The 18170-nt window shown below is 51.1% G+C and carries 17 protein-coding genes; 6 read left to right on the forward strand and 11 right to left on the reverse strand.

Translation table 11 applies throughout. The annotated features are described in order from the left end of the window. Window positions 1–21 precede the first annotated feature (21 nt). From AC6I8X_RS25535 to AC6I8X_RS25545, 3 genes are all read right to left on the reverse strand, one after another. Window positions 22–372, reverse strand: a complete 351-nt coding sequence (locus AC6I8X_RS25535; RefSeq protein WP_313687139.1) for a helix-turn-helix domain-containing protein — start codon at window positions 370–372, stop codon at window positions 22–24. Between the two features lie 150 nt (window positions 373–522). After that, window positions 523–777, reverse strand: coding sequence for a YdgH/BhsA/McbA-like domain containing protein (locus tag AC6I8X_RS25540; protein ID WP_299456276.1), 255 nt, complete (start codon window positions 775–777; stop codon window positions 523–525). Window positions 778–1090: 313 nt separating this feature from the next. Further along, the gene (locus AC6I8X_RS25545) at window positions 1091–2146 is read right to left on the reverse strand and encodes an NAD(P)-dependent alcohol dehydrogenase (protein WP_313687137.1); all 1056 of its coding nucleotides are present in this window, start codon (window positions 2144–2146) and stop codon (window positions 1091–1093) included. Window positions 2147–2349: 203 nt separating this feature from the next. On the opposite strand from AC6I8X_RS25545, the gene AC6I8X_RS25550 reads away from it, so the two are divergent. Both AC6I8X_RS25550 and AC6I8X_RS25555 read left to right on the forward strand, forming a co-directional pair. Then, complete coding sequence (locus AC6I8X_RS25550) at window positions 2350–3636, forward strand: NTP/NDP exchange transporter (RefSeq protein WP_497841861.1); 1287 nt, start codon at window positions 2350–2352, stop codon at window positions 3634–3636. Next, window positions 3636–4364 carry an NADPH-dependent F420 reductase gene (locus AC6I8X_RS25555; protein ID WP_497841862.1) on the forward strand — a complete coding sequence of 243 codons (729 nt, stop codon included), beginning with the start codon at window positions 3636–3638 and terminating at the stop codon, window positions 4362–4364. Before AC6I8X_RS25550 ends, AC6I8X_RS25555 begins: the two co-directional genes overlap by 1 nt. 49 nt (window positions 4365–4413) lie before the next feature. Here AC6I8X_RS25555 and AC6I8X_RS25560 read toward each other — a convergent pair whose 3' ends face one another. The 3 genes from AC6I8X_RS25560 to AC6I8X_RS25570 form a co-directional block, all read right to left on the reverse strand. After that, window positions 4414–5244: an SDR family oxidoreductase gene (locus AC6I8X_RS25560; protein WP_497841863.1), complete on the reverse strand. Its 831-nt coding sequence runs from the start codon at window positions 5242–5244 to the stop codon at window positions 4414–4416. A 15-nt stretch (window positions 5245–5259) separates the two neighbouring features. After that, the gene (locus AC6I8X_RS25565) at window positions 5260–6024 is read right to left on the reverse strand and encodes an SDR family oxidoreductase (RefSeq protein ID WP_497841864.1); all 765 of its coding nucleotides are present in this window, start codon (window positions 6022–6024) and stop codon (window positions 5260–5262) included. 248 nt (window positions 6025–6272) lie between these two features. Beyond that, window positions 6273–7679, reverse strand: coding sequence for an MFS transporter (locus tag AC6I8X_RS25570; RefSeq protein WP_497841865.1), 1407 nt, complete (start codon window positions 7677–7679; stop codon window positions 6273–6275). 235 nt (window positions 7680–7914) lie between these two features. On the opposite strand from AC6I8X_RS25570, the gene AC6I8X_RS25575 reads away from it, so the two are divergent. After that, the gene (locus AC6I8X_RS25575) at window positions 7915–8814 is read left to right on the forward strand and encodes a LysR family transcriptional regulator (protein WP_497841866.1); all 900 of its coding nucleotides are present in this window, start codon (window positions 7915–7917) and stop codon (window positions 8812–8814) included. 46 nt (window positions 8815–8860) lie between these two features. On the opposite strand, the gene AC6I8X_RS25580 is transcribed toward AC6I8X_RS25575, so the two are convergent. Genes AC6I8X_RS25580 through AC6I8X_RS25590 form a run of 3 tightly spaced genes read right to left on the reverse strand, consistent with a single transcriptional unit; the run spans window position 8861 to window position 12842 of the window. Beyond that, window positions 8861–10165, reverse strand: coding sequence for a c-type cytochrome (locus AC6I8X_RS25580; protein WP_497841867.1), 1305 nt, complete (start codon window positions 10163–10165; stop codon window positions 8861–8863). After that, window positions 10162–10635: a (2Fe-2S)-binding protein gene (locus tag AC6I8X_RS25585; RefSeq protein ID WP_497841868.1), complete on the reverse strand. Its 474-nt coding sequence runs from the start codon at window positions 10633–10635 to the stop codon at window positions 10162–10164. The genes AC6I8X_RS25580 and AC6I8X_RS25585 overlap by 4 nt, the downstream gene beginning before the upstream one ends. 11 nt (window positions 10636–10646) lie before the next feature. Next, window positions 10647–12842: a xanthine dehydrogenase family protein molybdopterin-binding subunit gene (locus AC6I8X_RS25590; protein ID WP_497841869.1), complete on the reverse strand. Its 2196-nt coding sequence runs from the start codon at window positions 12840–12842 to the stop codon at window positions 10647–10649. A gap of 438 nt (window positions 12843–13280) precedes the next feature. Between AC6I8X_RS25590 and AC6I8X_RS25595 the strand changes: the two genes are divergently transcribed. Next, a complete protein-coding gene (locus AC6I8X_RS25595) occupies window positions 13281–14258 on the forward strand; it encodes an XdhC family protein (protein ID WP_497841870.1) in 978 nt (325 codons plus the stop codon). On the opposite strand, the gene AC6I8X_RS25600 is transcribed toward AC6I8X_RS25595, so the two are convergent. Next, the gene (locus tag AC6I8X_RS25600; RefSeq protein WP_497841871.1) at window positions 14259–15167 is read right to left on the reverse strand and encodes a LysR family transcriptional regulator; all 909 of its coding nucleotides are present in this window, start codon (window positions 15165–15167) and stop codon (window positions 14259–14261) included. It abuts the gene before it with no gap. Between the two features lie 111 nt (window positions 15168–15278). On the opposite strand from AC6I8X_RS25600, the gene AC6I8X_RS25605 reads away from it, so the two are divergent. Both AC6I8X_RS25605 and AC6I8X_RS25610 read left to right on the forward strand, forming a co-directional pair. After that, window positions 15279–16022: an SDR family oxidoreductase gene (locus tag AC6I8X_RS25605; RefSeq protein WP_313687824.1), complete on the forward strand. Its 744-nt coding sequence runs from the start codon at window positions 15279–15281 to the stop codon at window positions 16020–16022. Between the two features lie 193 nt (window positions 16023–16215). After that, window positions 16216–17028, forward strand: a complete 813-nt coding sequence (locus AC6I8X_RS25610; RefSeq protein ID WP_299456254.1) for an IclR family transcriptional regulator — start codon at window positions 16216–16218, stop codon at window positions 17026–17028. A gap of 36 nt (window positions 17029–17064) precedes the next feature. Here the strand turns inward: AC6I8X_RS25610 and AC6I8X_RS25615 are convergent, their stop codons facing one another. Beyond that, the gene (locus AC6I8X_RS25615; protein WP_497841872.1) at window positions 17065–18123 is read right to left on the reverse strand and encodes a 2-hydroxyacid dehydrogenase; all 1059 of its coding nucleotides are present in this window, start codon (window positions 18121–18123) and stop codon (window positions 17065–17067) included. Window positions 18124–18170 lie beyond the last annotated feature (47 nt).

Here is an 18170-nt window from a genome sequence, read left to right on the forward strand (position 1 = left end):
GAAACCGGCAATGACGTTGAATTAAACCTGGAAATTTAAGTTATGTGTTTTCATGCGACGATAAGTCGCAGGGGGCACATTATATTTCCGGGCGAAAGAGCGGGTGAAAGACTGCTGAGAGTCGTAACCATACTTAACGGAAATTTCGATGACGGCTTCATTGCTATCAATGAGATCATGTGCGGCAAGTTCCAGCTTCTTGTCACGAATATAATTGCCAAGGCTGATATTCATGATGCGATGGAACATGCGCTGAAGATGCCACTTTGAATAACCAGAACGTTGTGCAACATCGCTAATCTTGAGTGGGCTGCGAATGTTTTCATCTATCCATGTCAATAGCTCACAGATAATGGTTTCATGTCGGTCCATTCTTACACCTGTACAATCGAATAATGATGAGAGATGAAGAAAGACGAAATAAAAACAAGCATTTATGCAGCAAAACACACAAAATTATGCGCAGAAACGATAATGATTTCTGAAAGTGGGCTTGCCAATGTCTATTTCGTCTTCGCGGGATTATTTATAAATCTCAGCCACGCCATACAGTTTGTTTACTCCACCTGCTGAGATAACTTTCATTGCGGTTGCACCTTTGGCCTGGGCTTTATCAGACAGCATGTCAGTCAGCCCATCCAGCGAATAAGCACCTTCGGCAGAAACCACGCCAAACTTCTGTTTGCCAGAGATATCGGATGAAATTTCAGCAGCGAACGCGCTGGTAGCAGTCAATAAGCTCGCAAGAGCAATGACAGAGACAGTTAAAATCTTCATGTAAACCTCAATTCAAATCCGTTAATGGAGGGAATAGCCTAACGACAAGGTAATAGTATCATTGTGAGATACATTTAATTAGAGGGGATTACCGATAAGCGTTATGAGTCTTACTCATCAATTTTGACCCGAATCGTTAACACTTCGCAAAGGAACCGTTTACTATTTGAACTGCATCACACAATTTTCGGGTAATCGGATAAGACATGTGAGTATTTCACATATATCTCAATCCAGGAGAGCAGGAAAGGGTGGTACAACCGGGAAAAGTATTGCGGGGAGGTGACAGAACACTTCCCCGGCATGATGGCGACTACGCTTTCAGCGAGGCAATATCGATAACGAAGCGATATTTCACATCGCTTTTCAGCATGCGCTTCCATGCATCATTGATGTCCTGCATGTTGATCATTTCAACATCGGAAGTGATGCCATGCTCACCACAGAAATCCATCATTTCCTGGGTTTCGGCAATGCCACCAATCACTGAACCGGCGACAGATTTACGGCCCAGTACCAGTGGCGCGCTGTTCAGTACCGGATCCAGATCGCCCAGATAACCGACCAGCACCAGCGTACCGTTGAGCGCCAGAGTCGGGATATAGGGTTTCAGGTCATGGACGTAGGGAACGGTGTCGATAATCAGATCGAACTGGTTATAGACGGCCTTCATCTGTGCTTCGTCGGTGGAAATGACGATATGTTCTGCACCGAGACGACGGGCATCTTCCGATTTATTCGGTGAACGGCTGAATAATGTGACATCCGCGCCCAGCGCTTTAGCCAGCTTCAGCGCCATATGGCCGAGACCGCCGAGACCCACTACCGCAACTTTGCTGCCCGGACCCACATTCCAGTGACGCAGTGGGGACCAGGTGGTGATACCGGCACACAGCAGCGGCGCGGCGCTTTTTAAGTCAAGACCATCCGGTACTTTGACCACGAATTTCTCGGTGACAACGATTTTGTCAGAGTAGCCGCCATAGGTCGGCATCTGGTCATGGCGGTCAACGTCGTTATAGGTAAGGGTGTTGCCTTCTTCACAATACTGCTCCAGACCCTGCTCACACGCGCTGCAATGCTGACAGGAATCCACCATGCAACCGACACCAACATGATCGCCAACGCTGAATTTGGTGACGGCTTTGCCAACGTGTGTGACGCGGCCAATAATTTCGTGTCCGGGCACCATCGGATATTTTGCACCGCCCCAGTCGTTGTAGGCGTTGTGGATATCGGAGTGGCAAACACCGCTGTAGAGAATCTCAATCACCACGTCATTGTCACGCGGATCGCGACGTACGAAGTTATGTGGCACTAAGTCTTCTTTGGCGGCAAAGGCTGCATAGCCTTTCACGTTTAAGGTCATTCTGTGTCTCCTGGGATAAAACCATGCTGTAAAGAACCATAAGGTAAATAGCAGATTAAGCCAGATAAAATCACCTTTATGGGGATGAATAGCCCTATGAATATAGCTCATCACTAATGACGCAAAATGCTAATCCGCAATAAATTATTTTCTGCACTGTCTTTTATGATTCTCCTCTGGAATTCTGTATTCGGATGCTATTTATGAATGCTGACAGAATTAGCAAGTTATTAGATATCAGAAAAAATGAGTTCAGAATACTCGCCTGGGCCATGTTGTATGTCTTCTCGCTTTTTCTGGCGTATTATCTGTTACGCCCGGTTCGCGATGAGTTAGGGGTAGCGGGTGGGGTAAATAATCTTCCCTGGCTATTCAGTGGCACGCTGATTGCCATGTTAATACTTACGCCGATATTTTCATTTTTAGTTAAAAAGTATTCCCGCATCACGGTAATTAAACTGAGTTATCATTTTTTTGCTGCGCATCTGCTGGTGTTCTTTATTTTGTTGTTGCCTGCATTCAGTGAATACCGTATCTGGACGGGCAGGGTTTTCTTTATCTGGGTATCGGTGTTTAACCTGTTTGTGGTATCGATTTTCTGGTCACTGATTGTTGATATCTTCAGCCCGGAACAGGGGCTGAGATTATTTGGTATCCTGTCGGCCGGGGCAACGCTGGGGGCGATGGTCGGGTCGCTGGTGACGCTGATGTTAGTGGAGATCATCGATCAGCGCGGGTTGATTCTGCTGGCATTCCTGATGCTGGAACTAAGCCTGCTGTCGGCTCATCGCGCAGTCAGAGATGCAGAAAATATCAAAGAAGAACGGGGCGAGATCCATGCATCTGAACGCCCGGTGGGTGGGGCGGTCTTTGCCGGTATCACCCATACCCTGCGTTCACCTTACCTGTCAGGCATTGCCGTTTTTATGATTCTGTACAGCCTGACATCGACTTTTCTTTATCTGGAACAGGCGAGGATAGCCGCCAGTGCTTTCTCAGACAGAGCCGCGCGCACGCAATTTTTTGCCACCATCGATTTGTGGGTCAATATATTTACCCTCATTTCCCAGCTGGTATTAACATCCAGAACCCTGAAAGGGTTAGGCGTATCATTCACTCTGGCAATTTTACCGTTGGTGACGCTGGCAGGCTTTTCATTATTACTGGCGTTTCCCTCGCTGATTATTTTCGTGGTGTTCCAGGTGGTGCGCAGAATCAGCAACTTTTCATTCGCCCGTCCCGGCAGAGAAATTTTATTTACCCGGGTGAATAAAGAGGAACGCTACAAGTCGAAAAATTTCATCGATACGGTGGTCTATCGATTGGGTGACCAGCTGGGAAGCTGGAGTTATGCCGGGTTATTAAATTTTTCAGGCAGCGCCGGTATGCTGGCTTATATCGCCATCCCCCTTTCACTTATCTGGCTGGCCCTCTCCCTGTGGCTGGGCAGCAAATCTCCTTTCATTCCCCTCAAATCAGGAGGTGACTAATGTCTTTTTCCAGACGCCAGCTTATTAAATTGGCCGCAATAACCGGAGCCATGGGATTAACCGGTGGCACACTGCAACTCGCCAGGGCTGAAGGTATTGGCACGGGACGGGCGCTGAAAATCGGTGTCATCGGCGCCGGTTGGCTGGGCGGTACGGTGGCGAAACTGTGGGTAAAAGCCGGGCATCAGGTGATGTTTTCCACCCGTCATCTTGATGAACTGCGGCGCGAGATCGCCCCGCTGGGTGCCAATGCCCGTGCCGGAACGCCAGTGGAAGCGGCAACCTTTGGTGACATCCTGCTGTTTGCCGTGCCCTGGGATGCGCTATCGCAACTGGGACAGCAGCTCGCGCCCTTGATGAAAGGAAAGATTGTGATTGATGCCTGTAATCCTCCGGGCGGGCAAATGAGCGAAAATGGGGTGGCTGAGGCCAGCCAGAAATTATTGTCTGGCACGCGCTATGTCCGCGCCTTCAGCGCCGTTGATGCCACGGCAATTGAGGCCTCTGCCAGTGCCAGTCAGAGCAATAAACTGGGGGTGCCGATGGCCAGTGATGACGCGGCGGCATTAACCCTGGTCGCCAGGTTAGTGGAGGATGCAGGTTCTGTCCCGGTGATCACCGGAAATCTGGCGTCGGCGCGAAGCTTCCAGCGCGGTGGCCCGGGTTTCCGTGCCAACACCAACGCCGCAGCGTTACGTAACATTCTCGGCTTACCGGCAGCGGGTTGATCATCGGCCGATCGCGCATCAGGTGTCTGATACGCGATCAATCCCGCCACTACTGCGTTTTTAACTCACCGTATTTTACCGATGCGGTGACACCGCCATCGATTAATACATCGCTGCCGCTCATGTAAGCGCCGTTAGGACCAAACATAAATTCGGCCAGCGCACCGATTTCATCCGGTGTGCCGCCACGTCCTGCTGGTGATTTGCCTAACATATTGCGGTAGTAATCACCGCGTTCCACGCTATTCAGCTCGTCGTAGGCCAGTGGGGTGAAAATAATGCCTGCGCTGATGCAATTAATGCGCGCACCACGTTTTCCCCATTTCACCGCTTCAGACATCACCCGCAAGGCATTGCCGCGTTTCGAAATCTGATAGGCATACAGGCTGTCATCAATCGCTTTAATCCAGGGAAGTTCTAACAATTCTTCAGGAGGCAGCGTGGCCAGTTGATCGGCGGTGGCCTGTGAAATCGCGTCACAATCGAGGCGATGGCTGGACTGCGATCCCAGCACCACGCAGGAGCCACCCGCCGCAATCACTTTGCCAAACTCTTCAAATACGACGGCGCTGCCGTACAAATCGACATGCAGTAGATCCTGCGCTTTCGCCTGCGAGGGTGATAATCCCGCCGTCAGGATCACGCCTTTGATATCACCTAAGGCTGTGGAGGCCGCGACTAATTGCTGGATTGATTCTCGTGACCTGACATCGACCTGGGTGGACTCCACGTCAAACCCGGCTCTTTTCAGGATGTCTTCAACTGCTTTGGCATTATCCAGATGGATATCGGCCAGCAGAATTTTTTTACCCACGCTGACACGGCGCGCGATAGCCTGGGCGATGGAACCACTGCCGATAACAACAATAACGTCTGCCATAACTGACCTCATAATTTAACGTGCAATACTGGAGGGGGCTGCTGCATGCATGGCTGAAACCACCCTTTCTGGTTCTTGATTCAGGGGCATGTTATCCCTGTCGTGGATCGCATCGACGCCATCGCCATCCTGATCGACGCTGTGGAAAAATGAGACAAAATCTTCGGTTGCCGGACCTGTCTCGGCGACCAGTTCGAAAGTTTTATGCCAGGCGTCCGGCAAGCTAATGCTGTTAACCAGCACCTGAGCAATCTGGTGACGGGATATGACACCGTCCTTTGGACTGCCGTCACGCCGGTTGTCCCCCTGCAGGGCGACCAGTTTTAGCTGATTAGCGGCGTTATAATCGAACCAGCCTGGACGCACGATGGTGTAGCGGCAGCCACTGACCCGCACCAGCCGTTCTGCCCGACGTTTCCAGTCATGCATGGTGCTTCTTACTGTCACGCCAATCGCCGTCATCAGCGCGATATGTACCGAACGTCCGTTCAGGGCCTGAATAACATTGCGGACTCCACCGTAATCGACCTGCTCAAAGCTCTGCTTCTCATACCCATGGGTGCCATGCGTAAAAATGATAGCGTCTACGTCCTTTACCGCCAGGATCAGCGTGTTGATATCGGTCAGGTCGCCGGTCACCCGTTCAATATCAGCAGGGAGCCCGCGGATATCCGCGTTTTTACGTGTCAGTACGCGCACGGTATGGTCGTTATTCAGCGCTTCACTGACGACATGACGGCCAACGGAACCCGTTGCACCAATGATAAGTACCAGACTCATTATGTTTCCTCTTATATTATTAAGAGCGCGGTGATTAACCTGAATTAAGTATTTGCTCTTAAATGCGTTGTCGGGTTAATTAAATTTGAGGGTAAGAATTAATAAATGAATATTCTTACTTGTGTATAAATATAATATAGCGGCTTATGAACGGAATGACTTCACATATAATCAGCAAAACTCTATGAATTTTTCTCATGAATGCCAGTATTGGCATTCATGAGTTCTGTCTTACAGTAAGAATGATGTTAATCAGGCTTTTTTGTCCGCCCCATCACCGTTAATACCAGCAGCAAAGAAAGTGTGATCAGTACGGCGCCGGCGGTAAATGCGTTACCTGTCTGGTGTATTAATAAAGGAACCTTAGCCAGATTTTCTCCACCTGCTTCCGCAGCGGCTACTAACACGCTAAGACCCAGTGCCCCGCCGATTTGATGGGCAACATTCACGATGCCGGAAGCCGCACCTGCATCCTTTGGTGCGACGCCATTAATACCCGATGTTGTCAGAGGTCCCATGGCGCCGCCAATACCGATGCCGATGAAGATTGTGGGTAGCAACAGACCGCTAATAAAGGTCGAAGATGCATCCAGACGGCTCAGCATCAACATACCGATCAGGGCAAACAGCAAACTCAGAATTAATATGCGGCGGCTTCCCATGCGTTGAACCAGTTTAGGTACATTCAGCGCCACAACGAAATTGGTCATCATTGCAGGCAAGAAAGCCAGCCCTGCCTGAATGGGAGAAAAATGTAAGACGCCCTGCATAAATTGCGTGCTGTAGAAAAAAAAGCCCATGGCAGCACCAATATAAAGCAGGCGTGCGGCATACGCGCCTGAACGCTCGGCATTGTGGAAAAGATGCAGCGGCATAATCGGCTCATCAACTTTGCGCTCAATCAGGATGAACCAAACAAGCAATAAGCCGCCGACCAGAAAAGAAAGCTGGGTAACTAATGCACCCCAGCCCAGCGTACCGGAGGAGACGGTGCCATAAACAATCCCGGTCATGCCCAGAGACGATAAGATGGCTCCGGGGATATCCGGCTTGCCACTTTGTTTATCGGTTTCATCGATATAGCGGGAAGCGGCGAAAATCAATACGATGCCAATCGGGACATTAACCATAAACCCCGCTCTCCAGGATACCAGTTCGGCTAAGACTCCCCCGATAACCAGACCTACGCTGGCGGATAACCCACCGGCGGCTGCGTACAGTGAAATGGCCCGGGTTCGGGCCGGACCTGCCGGAAAGGTGATTTGCAGAATGGCTAAGGTTGAGGGTGCGAGGATTGCCGCGCCAGCCCCCTGAATTGCGCGGGCGATAACCAGAAATACAGCGTCAGGAGCGAGGCTGATCGCCAGCGAAGCCAGAGTAAAAATGGTTAACCCGATATTCAGCATTCTCTTTCGGCCGAAAATATCGCCCGCTTTCGCGCTAAGCAACAGCAAACCACCAAACGTCAGTGCATAAGCGCTGGAAATCCAGGACAGACCTGCAAGGCTGAAAGAAAGCTCCTGATGGATTTTTGGTAGTCCGGTTATTACCACTGAGTTATCAATAACTATCATCATATAACTGATAAGGATCAGGCTTAAAATTATAGTGGGGTGTTTTTCATGATGGCGAACAGGCGTTTGCTGAGCGGGCATTATTAATTCTCGTTTCCGAATCGCTTAGGAGTTGAGAAAATTATACGGATTTACCCCGCAGAAATTAGTCCGATAATTATGCATTCCCTTATAATCCACATTCATAAATGACGTTGTGGCTTTTTATTAATCACTGCCAATGAACGTCTATGAATCAGATTCATAGGCCCTATGAATCACTTCAACCAGTGATGATGTCATCATAGCGATATCTAAACTTCCGTGATTTAAAAACATGTTTAAAGATGATTTGGCCGATCTCAGTGTGTTTGCTTTGATTGCCGATGAACAAAATTTTTCCAAAGCGGCGATCAAACTGGGTCTGTCGCAATCAGCATTAAGTTATACCCTCAACAGATTAGAAGGGCGTTTAGGGGTTAAACTACTCAACCGTACCACCCGAAGCGTCTCACCGACCCAGGCAGGAGAGAAGCTGCTTAGCACCTTAAGACCGGCATTGCATGCAATCGCAGATGAACTGATTTCGCTGGACCAGTTACGTGAACGACCATCAGGTTTAATTAGAATCACGTCACCCAAATACCCGACGGAAAAGTATGTGCTGCCAGTGGTGAGCGCTATGCTGCAAAACTACCCGGAAGTTTCTTTTGAAATTGATAGTAATGCCTCCCTTAAGAACATCATTGATGAGCGGTTCGATGCGGGCATTGCCTTACGCGAACAGGTTGAAAAGGATATGGTGGCAATCCCGTTAGGCGGTGAGCTGCGCATGGCTATTGTGGGTACACCTGATTACTTTATCGACAAACAAATTCCCCGTGAGCCAGGTGACTTAAAAGATCATCGCTGCCTGGCCTATCGCCGTGACTCAACCGGGCGCATTTATGGTTGGGAGTTTGAAAAGCAGGATAGTAAATATAAACACCGGGTTGACGGTGATTTCACCGTTAACGATATCGACATCATGCTCAAGGCGGTAGAGTCAGGACAGTGGATTTGTTGTATTCCTGAGCATTACGTACTCGACGCGATCACCGCGGGTAAATACCTTCGGGTGCTTGAGGACTGGTGTCCATCCTTCCCGGGTTATACGCTCTACTATTCGGGGCGGAAAGAATTAACGCTCGGGTTCAGGGTGTTTATTGACATGATTAAAGAGGCTTGTCAGAGCTAAATTAAAAGAAAGCCCGGTGCTGATTGCTGCACCGGGGCTTTGATACTTACTTATCTCTTTGCTGCTTTACCTGTTCAGCGGTAACTTCACCTTGTTTACCACCAAAGTGACCAATGACGAAGTTGGCAACGGACGCCACTTCCGCGTCGGAATATTTATTGCCGAAATCTGGCATAAATACTTGCTGATCGCCGACTTCCATATGTGCGCCTTTAAGAATCACCTGTACCAGGCTTCTGCCCTTTGGATCGTTGACGGTGGTGCTGCCCGCCAGAGAAGCATGCTGGTTCACTCTGCCTGGGCCATTCCACTGGTGACATCCACTACAGTCACCGGCAAACAGTTGTCTGCCCGCGCTGTCGTTTTGATCCCCCGGCAGTAACGCTGTTGACTTCATCGCACCCGCAGGTTGCAGATTGACCCGGATGCCGTCGCCATTCTCGGCGGGCTGGGTGTGTTGCAGATACTTCACCAATGCCCGGTTATCTTCCGGCGTCAGATATTGCAGGCTATTTTCGATCACCTCGGCCATCGGGCCCGCAGCGCTGCTGCGGCCAGGGGCGTGGCCTTGCGCCAGATATTGGGAAATCTGTTTCGGGCTCCATTGACCCAGACCGGTGTCAGGATTGGACGAGATATTGGGCGCAAACCACCCCTGAATCTCAGCACCCGCTAACGCATGACCCTGATCCATGGCAAAACCGAGGTTTCGCGGCGTATGGCATTCGCCACAATGGCCCAGCGCCGTCGCCAGATAGGCTCCGCGATTAAGCTCAGCATCGGATGAGTCGAGTGGGACAAAACGCCTTTCCCGGAAGAACGCCGCATTCCAGAACTTCATCGCCCAGCGCTGATCAAACGGAAACCCGAGGTCGTTTTGCCGGTTAGCCTGGGCCACAGGTGGCTGGCTCATCAGCCAGGCCTTGATAGCCAGCACGTCGTCGCGACTCATCGCGGTATACGAGGTATACGGCATAGCCGGATAAAGGTTTCCGTGTGGGCTGATACCCTGACGCACCGCGCTCACGAACTCGTCGTCGCTCCAGTTACCGATGCCATGCTCTTTATCAGCACTGATATTGGTGGCGTAAATGGTGCCAAACGGCATTTTGAACGCCAGCCCACCGGCTAAAGGTTCCCCGCCTTTCGTCGTATGGCAGGCGACGCAGTCAGCGGCTTTCGCCAGATACTCACCGCGTTGAACCTGAGTTTGCAGGTTGGCTGGTGCACCTGATATCGGTGCGGCCGGTTCCTCCCCGACGGGGCGAAGTGCAACAAATGTCGCAAATGCCACCAGCAAAATGACAATGGCACCGGCGCTGATGCCTGCTCGCTTTAACCTGGTAGTCATGATTGTTCAGCCTCGCCCAGTTTCTTCGCTGCTGCGTGAATAGCCTGACGAATGCGTACGTAAGTGGCGCAACGACACACATTGCCACTCATGGCCGCGTCGATATCGGCATCGGTGGGCATTTTCTTCTCCGTCAGCAGCGCGGTGGCACTCATGATTTGCCCAGACTGGCAGTAACCACACTGCACCACATCCAGATCGAACCAGACATCCTGCACGACTTTGCCAACCGATGATTCATGCACGGATTCAATCGTGGTGATGTTTTTACCTGCCGCTTCTGCCATCGTCGTCTGGCATGAGCGAACCGGCTTGCCATCCATATGAACGGTACAGGCGCCGCACATGGCGATGCCGCAACCAAATTTAGTACCGGTCATGCCTGCTTCTTCACGGATGTACCAGAGCAGGGGCATGTTGGGATCATCATTGAAAGTCAGGGTCTTGTTATTCAGGGTTAAAGTGATCATGTTTGCCTCTTTTAAACTTCAATGGTGCTGCCAGGTTTATGCAGGGGAAGGCTCAGGTCGTCTCTTGAGCGCCCCAGTTTTGCCAGTGCATTGGCGACGGCTGGCGCAATCGGGGGCACGCCTAATTCACCGACCCCGGTGGGCGCTTCATCGGACGGAATGATGATGACCTCAATTTCGGGCATTTCGTTGATGCGCAATGGGCGGTAATTGTTAAAGTTGGACTGCTCAACATGCCCCTCTTTCAGGGTGATATTGCCGTACAGGGCCACACTCAGCCCGTAACCGATGCCGCCCTCGATCTGCGCTTTGATCACGTCAGGGTTGACGGCAATACCGCAGTCCACCGCACACCAGACTTTATGCACCCGGGGATGGCCGTTTTCGCCAATCGATACTTCAGCGATTTGCGCCACGCGGGTATTGAACGCTTTCGCCACGGCGACACCCCGGGCGCGGTTATTGCCGACCAGCGGCCCTGTCCAGTTGGCCGCTTTCGCCACCGCCCGCAGGGTGCCCGCTTCACGCGGGGCGTCGGTCATCAGGGCCAGTCTGCCTTCAACAGGATCCTGGCCTAGCGCATCGAGCACTTTATCAATGAACGCCTCAACGGCATGGCAGGTATGGGTACTGCCGACCGAGCGCAGTGAGGTCACCGGCACATGTCCGGGTACGATGTGGGCATCGCACTGAAAATTCGCGAAGGTGTAAGGAGGTTCGCTCGAACCTTCAACCAGCATCGGATCCAGGCCATTCTTAATTGCGGCATCAAATGCACTGTCTTTGAAAAAAGAATGGCCAGCGACGGTGTTGGTCCAGGCACTGATCTGGTTGTTGCGGATGGCGGCGCGCATTTTATGGAGCACCATTGGACGATACCAGCCGTTTCTGATGTCATCTTCACGCGTCCAGACCACCTTGATCCCTTTGCCAGGGCCAATAGCCAACGCGGCTGCCGCCATGTCTGCGGCGAGATCGGGACCAAGTTTAGGATTACCAAAATCGATACGACGACCAAAGCTGCCGCCGGCCAGAATCGTTTCGATTTTGACTTTTTCCGGGGGTAAGCCAAATGCGGCGGTCAGCTGGGCCTGATCCAGCGTCTGGATTTGGCAACCATACTCCGCATAGACGCTGTCGCCGTCCCAAAAAATGTAGCCGTTGAGCGGTTCCATAGGCGCATGCGCAAGATAAGGGAAGGTATATTCGGCTTCGATAATTTTGTCGGCGCTGGCGAATGCCTGTCGTGTATCGCCGGTTTTACGCGCCAGCACACCGGGCGTGGTGGCCGTGGAGCGAAATTCCGCGAAGATTTCTGCGGTGCTGCGACGTTCCGCGTTGGCATCATCCCAGCTGGTTTTCAGCAGATTGCGTCCCTTGATCGCTGCCCAGGTACTGGTGGCGTACACAGCGACACCACTCGGCGTGGCTTTAACATCCACCACACCAGGATATTGACGCGTCAGGGAATCATCAAAAGAAACTAACTTGCTACCAAACAGGGGCGGGCGTTTGATGGTGACCGTCAGCATCCCCGGCTTCTTAATATCCTGGGAATACATCGCGTTGCCGGTGACTTTATCTCTTGAGTCGATGCGATGTGGGCCCTTAACCTTACCGATATAGGTAAACTGCTCGGGCTTTTTCAGCACCAGCGAGGCGGGGTCGGGAGGCGTGAGCTGTGCGGCGATGGCAACCAGTTCGCCAAACCCGGCTTTGAGGTCAGTACCGGGCAGCATAACCACGCCATTCTGCACGATGATCTCGCTGGCGGGTTGGTTCCACAATTTAGCTGCGGCTGAGACCATCAAACTGCGCGCCGCTGCACCCATGCGACGCATTTGTTCATACGCGTTAGCGATCGAGCTGGAACCGCCAGTCCCCTGGATCCCCAGGGATAGGTTTTTATAAACCGAGGTATCGACCGGTGCGGCCACCACGCGGATTTTCGACCAGTCAGCATCCAGTTCTTCCGCTATCAGCGTTGCCATGCCAGTGTAAACGCCCTGGCCGACCTCGGTATGTTTACTCAAAACGGTGACGATGCCATCGAGGCCAATTTGCACAAACGCGTTGGCCTCAAATTCACGCTGAGGATTGATGACCGCCGCCATGGCCTTCTGTAGAGGCAGACTGGCACCGATAATTAACGCACCAGCACCGGCGATAAAACGGCGTCTGGAGACATCAATATTAAGTTCTTTCATTGCACACAGGACTCCCAAATGTACTGCATCAGCGAATTAAAAAGACAATTTGCAAAATTTCAGGATGCAGCGTTTATTAATGTTGAAGTTTTAATAATGAGACAGGCACAACATCTGTACGGGTTTTTGGATTATACTTATCAGCTGATCTCTCATTGTTGAGATTTGTTCATAGTGCTTATGAGTTCAGCTAACAAGTTAAAATAAATTGCTTACTGTTCATGATGTTGTGGGTTCGTCACGGATTATTGTGTGAGTTGCTTTTGCCGGGGGGATTTATTAGCATCGGAGAAAATAAAATGATCGGCTATTTTTAGCTAAATAAGGATGCATTTTAATCTATCCAGGCTATTGCATTATTTGTACGCTAAATTTAATCAGCGGATGAAGTCTGTTTTTGCGTGATAATCAAATCCTGTTTTCTAATGTGAGAGAAAAATGCAGCGTCTTGATGTTGAGGTTTTAGCTCAGGCCAGAAAGTGGTTACCGACGCATACCTTATGGTTATGCACGGTCATCAGTACCTATGGATCATCGCCGCGTGCGCCCGGGACCATGATGGTGATCAATGACGCGGGGCAGCATGTGGGTTCGCTTTCGGGTGGCTGTGTTGAAGAAGATTTTTTGCAGCGCATCGCTGCCGGGCAATTCCACGCACCCAGCCAAAAGGTTATTTATGGTGATGGCGGGCTGGCTCCCGACAAAGCGCTACCCTGTGGCGGCATCCTTTCTATTCTGGTGGAACGTTTGACGTTTAATCAGGCGACTTGCACCTACCTTGATCGCATGAAGGCCGCCTTACTCGGAGCGGTGACGCTGCGGAAATTTGTTTGCCTCCCGGATGCCTGTTCAGGCCTGGAGGAAACGAGCTATATCAGCAGCACCACGGTGGTTGAGGAGGGCGACAGGCTGGAACTGTGTATTGCCGCCACACCGCAGGTGGTGATTGCAGGATTGTCCGAGGTCGCGCTGGCCTGTGCTGGTTTTTCTCTGGCGTTGGGTTTTCAGACGGTGGTGTGTGAAGCGCGCGCGGAGATGCTGGCAAACTACCAGCATCGTTTACCTGCGGAGATTTTGCTGACGGAAGTGTTCCCGGCAAAGTGGCTGGAGGAAAATGCGCAACATCCGTGTCGCGCGGTGGTTGCCCTGACACATGATCCGCGTATTGATGACCTGACGCTGATGGAGGCGGTGCAGTCTCACGCTTTTTATATCGGTGCGATGGGATCTGTGAAAAACAGCCAAAACCGGTTGGTAAGGATGAAAACCATCGGTGGATTAAGTGACAGGGATATTGACCGCATCCATGCGCCGATTGGGTTGCCGATCAACAGCAAAACTCCGGCGGAAATTGCGTTAGCGGTGATGGCCGATATCGTCGCCTGTAAAAACAGCGTGACGTTGTCACGTAAGTAATCAGCGCGGAAAGAGCATTGCATCGGAAAAACAGGCGATCAGGTGGTCGTAAACGATACGGGTCCGAGGAGGAAGTGGGCCTGATTGTGTCCGATAGATCACCAGCTCCATTGGTGTCGGCGCTGCCTCAGATAAAACTTCAACTAACTTCCCACTCAGTAAATGCGCTGCTGCCAGGTAGCGTGGCATCTGGGCAAATACCTTGCCCGCGAGCACCATCTCCAGCTCAGTTTCGGGGTCATCGCTGATAAAAACCGGTGCAGAAGGGACAAAGATGTCACCCTGCTGGAATACCCAGGGCCAGGGCTTGCCGCTTTTACGATCCATCAGCACCGACAACGGACAGCGCGCAAGGTCAGACACGGACAGAAGGCCAGGATAGCGGCGGGCAAGTGCGGGCGTACACACGGTGACTAAAGGCACCGGGCAGACAACCTTCGCGATAAAGTTCTGATGTCTGACCGTTCCCACCCTGATGCCCACGTCAATTTGCGCGGCAATCGCATCTGTCAGCTCATCTTCCAGGTGCAGCGACAGGGTCAGGTGTGGATGAGTGGTCATCAGTTCATCCAGGAACCGGGTCAGGTATAACCTGCCAATGGCCAGAGGGGCGGTGATCACCACCCGGCCTGCCACCTCATTGACCGCTCCGACGCTGCGTTTAGTGAAAACCCGCTCAAATTCACTCAGGGCTTTGGTGGCTTCCTGGCAGATCTCTGCGCCAAATGTCGTCAGATGCAACTGGCGGGTGCTGCGGTGAAACAGCGGTTCGCCAAGGATATATTCCAGTTCCTGGATGGCGCGCGTCACTTTTTGCGGTGAGATCCCCAGCCGGCTGGCCGCCTCACGGAAAGAGTGAGCATCAGCGGCGGCGACAAAAATCCTGATCATTTCAGCGCGGTTCTGCATCGGTTTTATTCCATTATTGTGAATTCTGAAATCCTAACTCTTCCATATATTGAGATAAAGTGTTGTTGCATGATCGGAGGCGTCGAATGAACTCCACAACAGGAAAACATCATGAAAGCAGGTATCGAAGGTAAGGTCGTTGTGATTACAGGTGCCAGCAGTGGCCTGGGTGAAGCAACTGCGCGTCATCTGGCAGCTCTGGGTGCAAAAGTGGTGCTGGGCGCGCGTCGCCTGGACAAAATGACCGCGATCGTCGAAGACATCCGGGCGGATGGAGGTGAGGCCAGCGCGCTGGTGACCGATGTGACCCGTCGTGCCGATCTTGATGCCCTGGTCGCGCATGCAGTGGCTGTTTTTGGTCGCGTTGACGTGATGATCAACAATGCCGGACTGATGGCGATTTCCCCCATCAGCGAGCTGCGTGTTGAGGAGTGGGACAGCATGATTGATATCAACATCAAGGGTGTGTTGTACGGCGTCGCTGCCGCTCTGCCTTTATTCCAGGCGCAGAAGTCCGGTCATTTCATCAACATCTCCTCAGTTGCCGGTATCAAAGTCTTCAGCCCGGGCGGTTCGGTGTATAGCGGGACCAAATATGCAGTCAGGGCGATTTCCGATGGCCTGCGTCATGAAGTGGGTGGGGACATCCGCACCACCACCATTGAACCGGGTGCTGTGGATTCAGAACTGAAATACGGGACATCCCACCAGTCCAGCTCAGAAGCGGTGTTGAGTTTTTATCAGCAGGCGATCCCGGCCGCCTCCGTTGCGCGCGCCATTGCCTATGCGATTGAACAACCGGCTGATGTGGATATTAACGAGATCGTCCTGCGCCCGACGTCACAGGATTTCTGACAGGGCAAGTTGGCTAAATTGAATGGGGCTGATAACAGCCCTGTTTTTTTATTAGACAGATCAGGATGGCAACTGTTGCACGTTCTTTCCATTAGATGCGACGGCAGGGCTGTACAGGACTCAATGAGCGTTTCATTATACGATGGATTAATCATGATGATGTTATATGAAGGACGAAAGGCGACATTTGTTTATGAACGAATTAAACGATAAGAATGAAAGTGCATCACGCTCACCCGCCATCACAAAAGCAGTGAAAATCCTTGATTTGATTGCCACTTCCTGGTCTGGATCATTAACACAAACTGAAATCTCCGTTTCTCTCAACATCGCAAAGTCCTCGACGGCGCATCTGCTGAGCAGTCTTGAAGATGCACATCTTGTGCAAAGAACCCCAGAAGGTTACATGCTGGGAAGAAAGCTGGTGGGTCTGGCAAGTGCCTATCTGAGTAAACTCGACACCGTTCAGGAATTTTACCGTTTCTGTAAAAGTTCGCCGGTGCTGTGCACTGAGACGGTACGCATTGCGTTACTGGATAAAGCGGATGTTATCTACCTTGCAAGATACGAAGGCCATCCGGCAAACCATCTGACCCCAAGTATTGGCGATCGTATGCCCGCCTCACTTTGTGCCGTGGGAAAAGCTATGCTGGCAAAACTTGATGCAGAAGACATCGATGACTTATATCAGGATAAGCCGGAGCTGCCTGTTCTCACCGAATATTCGATTAGTACATTTGATGCACTTAAGCGCGAGCTGACGAAAATCAGGCAGCAAGGTTTTGCTCTTGAAATGGAAGAAAGTACCCTGGGTGTCGCCTGTATTGGTGTTGCGGTTTCTTCCAGAGGAATCAATGGTCCTAAATTGGGTGTAACGGTAAGCTCGGTGACGGTGACATTCAATGACGAGAGAAAGGCCAGGTTACTGGAAGAGGTGACTAAATTAGCCACATTGTTGGGGAACCCCTTACATACAGAACTTCATTTGCCACAAGGGAATCAGTAAGAGGCATCCTGTTCAAAATGAACAGGATGTTTTTGCTTAGAAAACGAGGTTTGCTGGCAGCTCGCCTTTATTGATTCGATGTAACTGATCCAGCAAGAGACGTTTAATTCTTGGGGCAAAAGCAGAAGTATTTCCCCCTAAGTGGGGCGTAATTAAGACGTTAGGTATTTGCCAAAGTGGGTGTCCGACAGGCAGAGGCTCAGGTTCGATCACATCAAGAGCGGCATACAGCCTGCCAGACGATACCTCCGCCAGTAAGTCGTTGGTATTGACCACGCCGCCCCGGCCAACATTCACTAACAATGCACCATCAGGCATTGTCGAGAGGAACTCTTTATTCACCAGCCCACTCGTTTCCGCATTTAATGGTAGCGTTAATATCACAACATCAGCCTGAGGCAATAATGATCTCAGCTGCGTGAGTGAATAAATTATCCCCTGTTCATCGAGCCTCTCAGTACGTCCAACACGAAAGATGTTCACTTCGAATGGTTCCAGCCTGCGTACTATCCCTCCGCCAATATTACCGGTGCCAATAACAACAACATTTCGGTCAGCCAGTGAACGGTGGCGTTGTTCCCGCCAGGTTTCCTGCACCATATCCCGCGCTGCCTGATCAATATTCCGTAAAGAGGCCAATACCAAACCTATTGCCAGTTCAGCAGTTGAAGATGCATGGACGCCTGCGGCGTTAGAGAGACGAATACCGCCAGGCAACCAGGGAAGAACATTATCGTAACCGGTACTTTGCGTTTGTACCCAGGTCAGGTTAGGAAATTCATTCAGTTTACGTAGTGTCGAACTTTCATGAGTGTAGGGCAGGACAATGCCGGTAACTTTCTGTTTTATATCAAAAGATAGTTCTTCACCATCGGGCCAGTAAATCAGTTCTGTCTTATCTGCCTGAGGAGCAAGGGCATCCCATAACGTTTCATCCGGAAGGGTGATGACCTGCTTTGACATCACATTCATAAGAATTTCCTCTATGAGAATGGAGAGAAGAGTATTGCCTGGTTCAATACTTGGTACTATAAACCACATATTGAACTCAGGTTGATGCGGTTTGTAAAGCACAGATGTGAAAATGGATGTCATCACGATTATCAGGTGACATCTGTCAGGCAGATAAAGAGGTGACATGA

This window comes from Pantoea sp. X-Soil-TKNS-1280 (assembly GCF_059730475.1).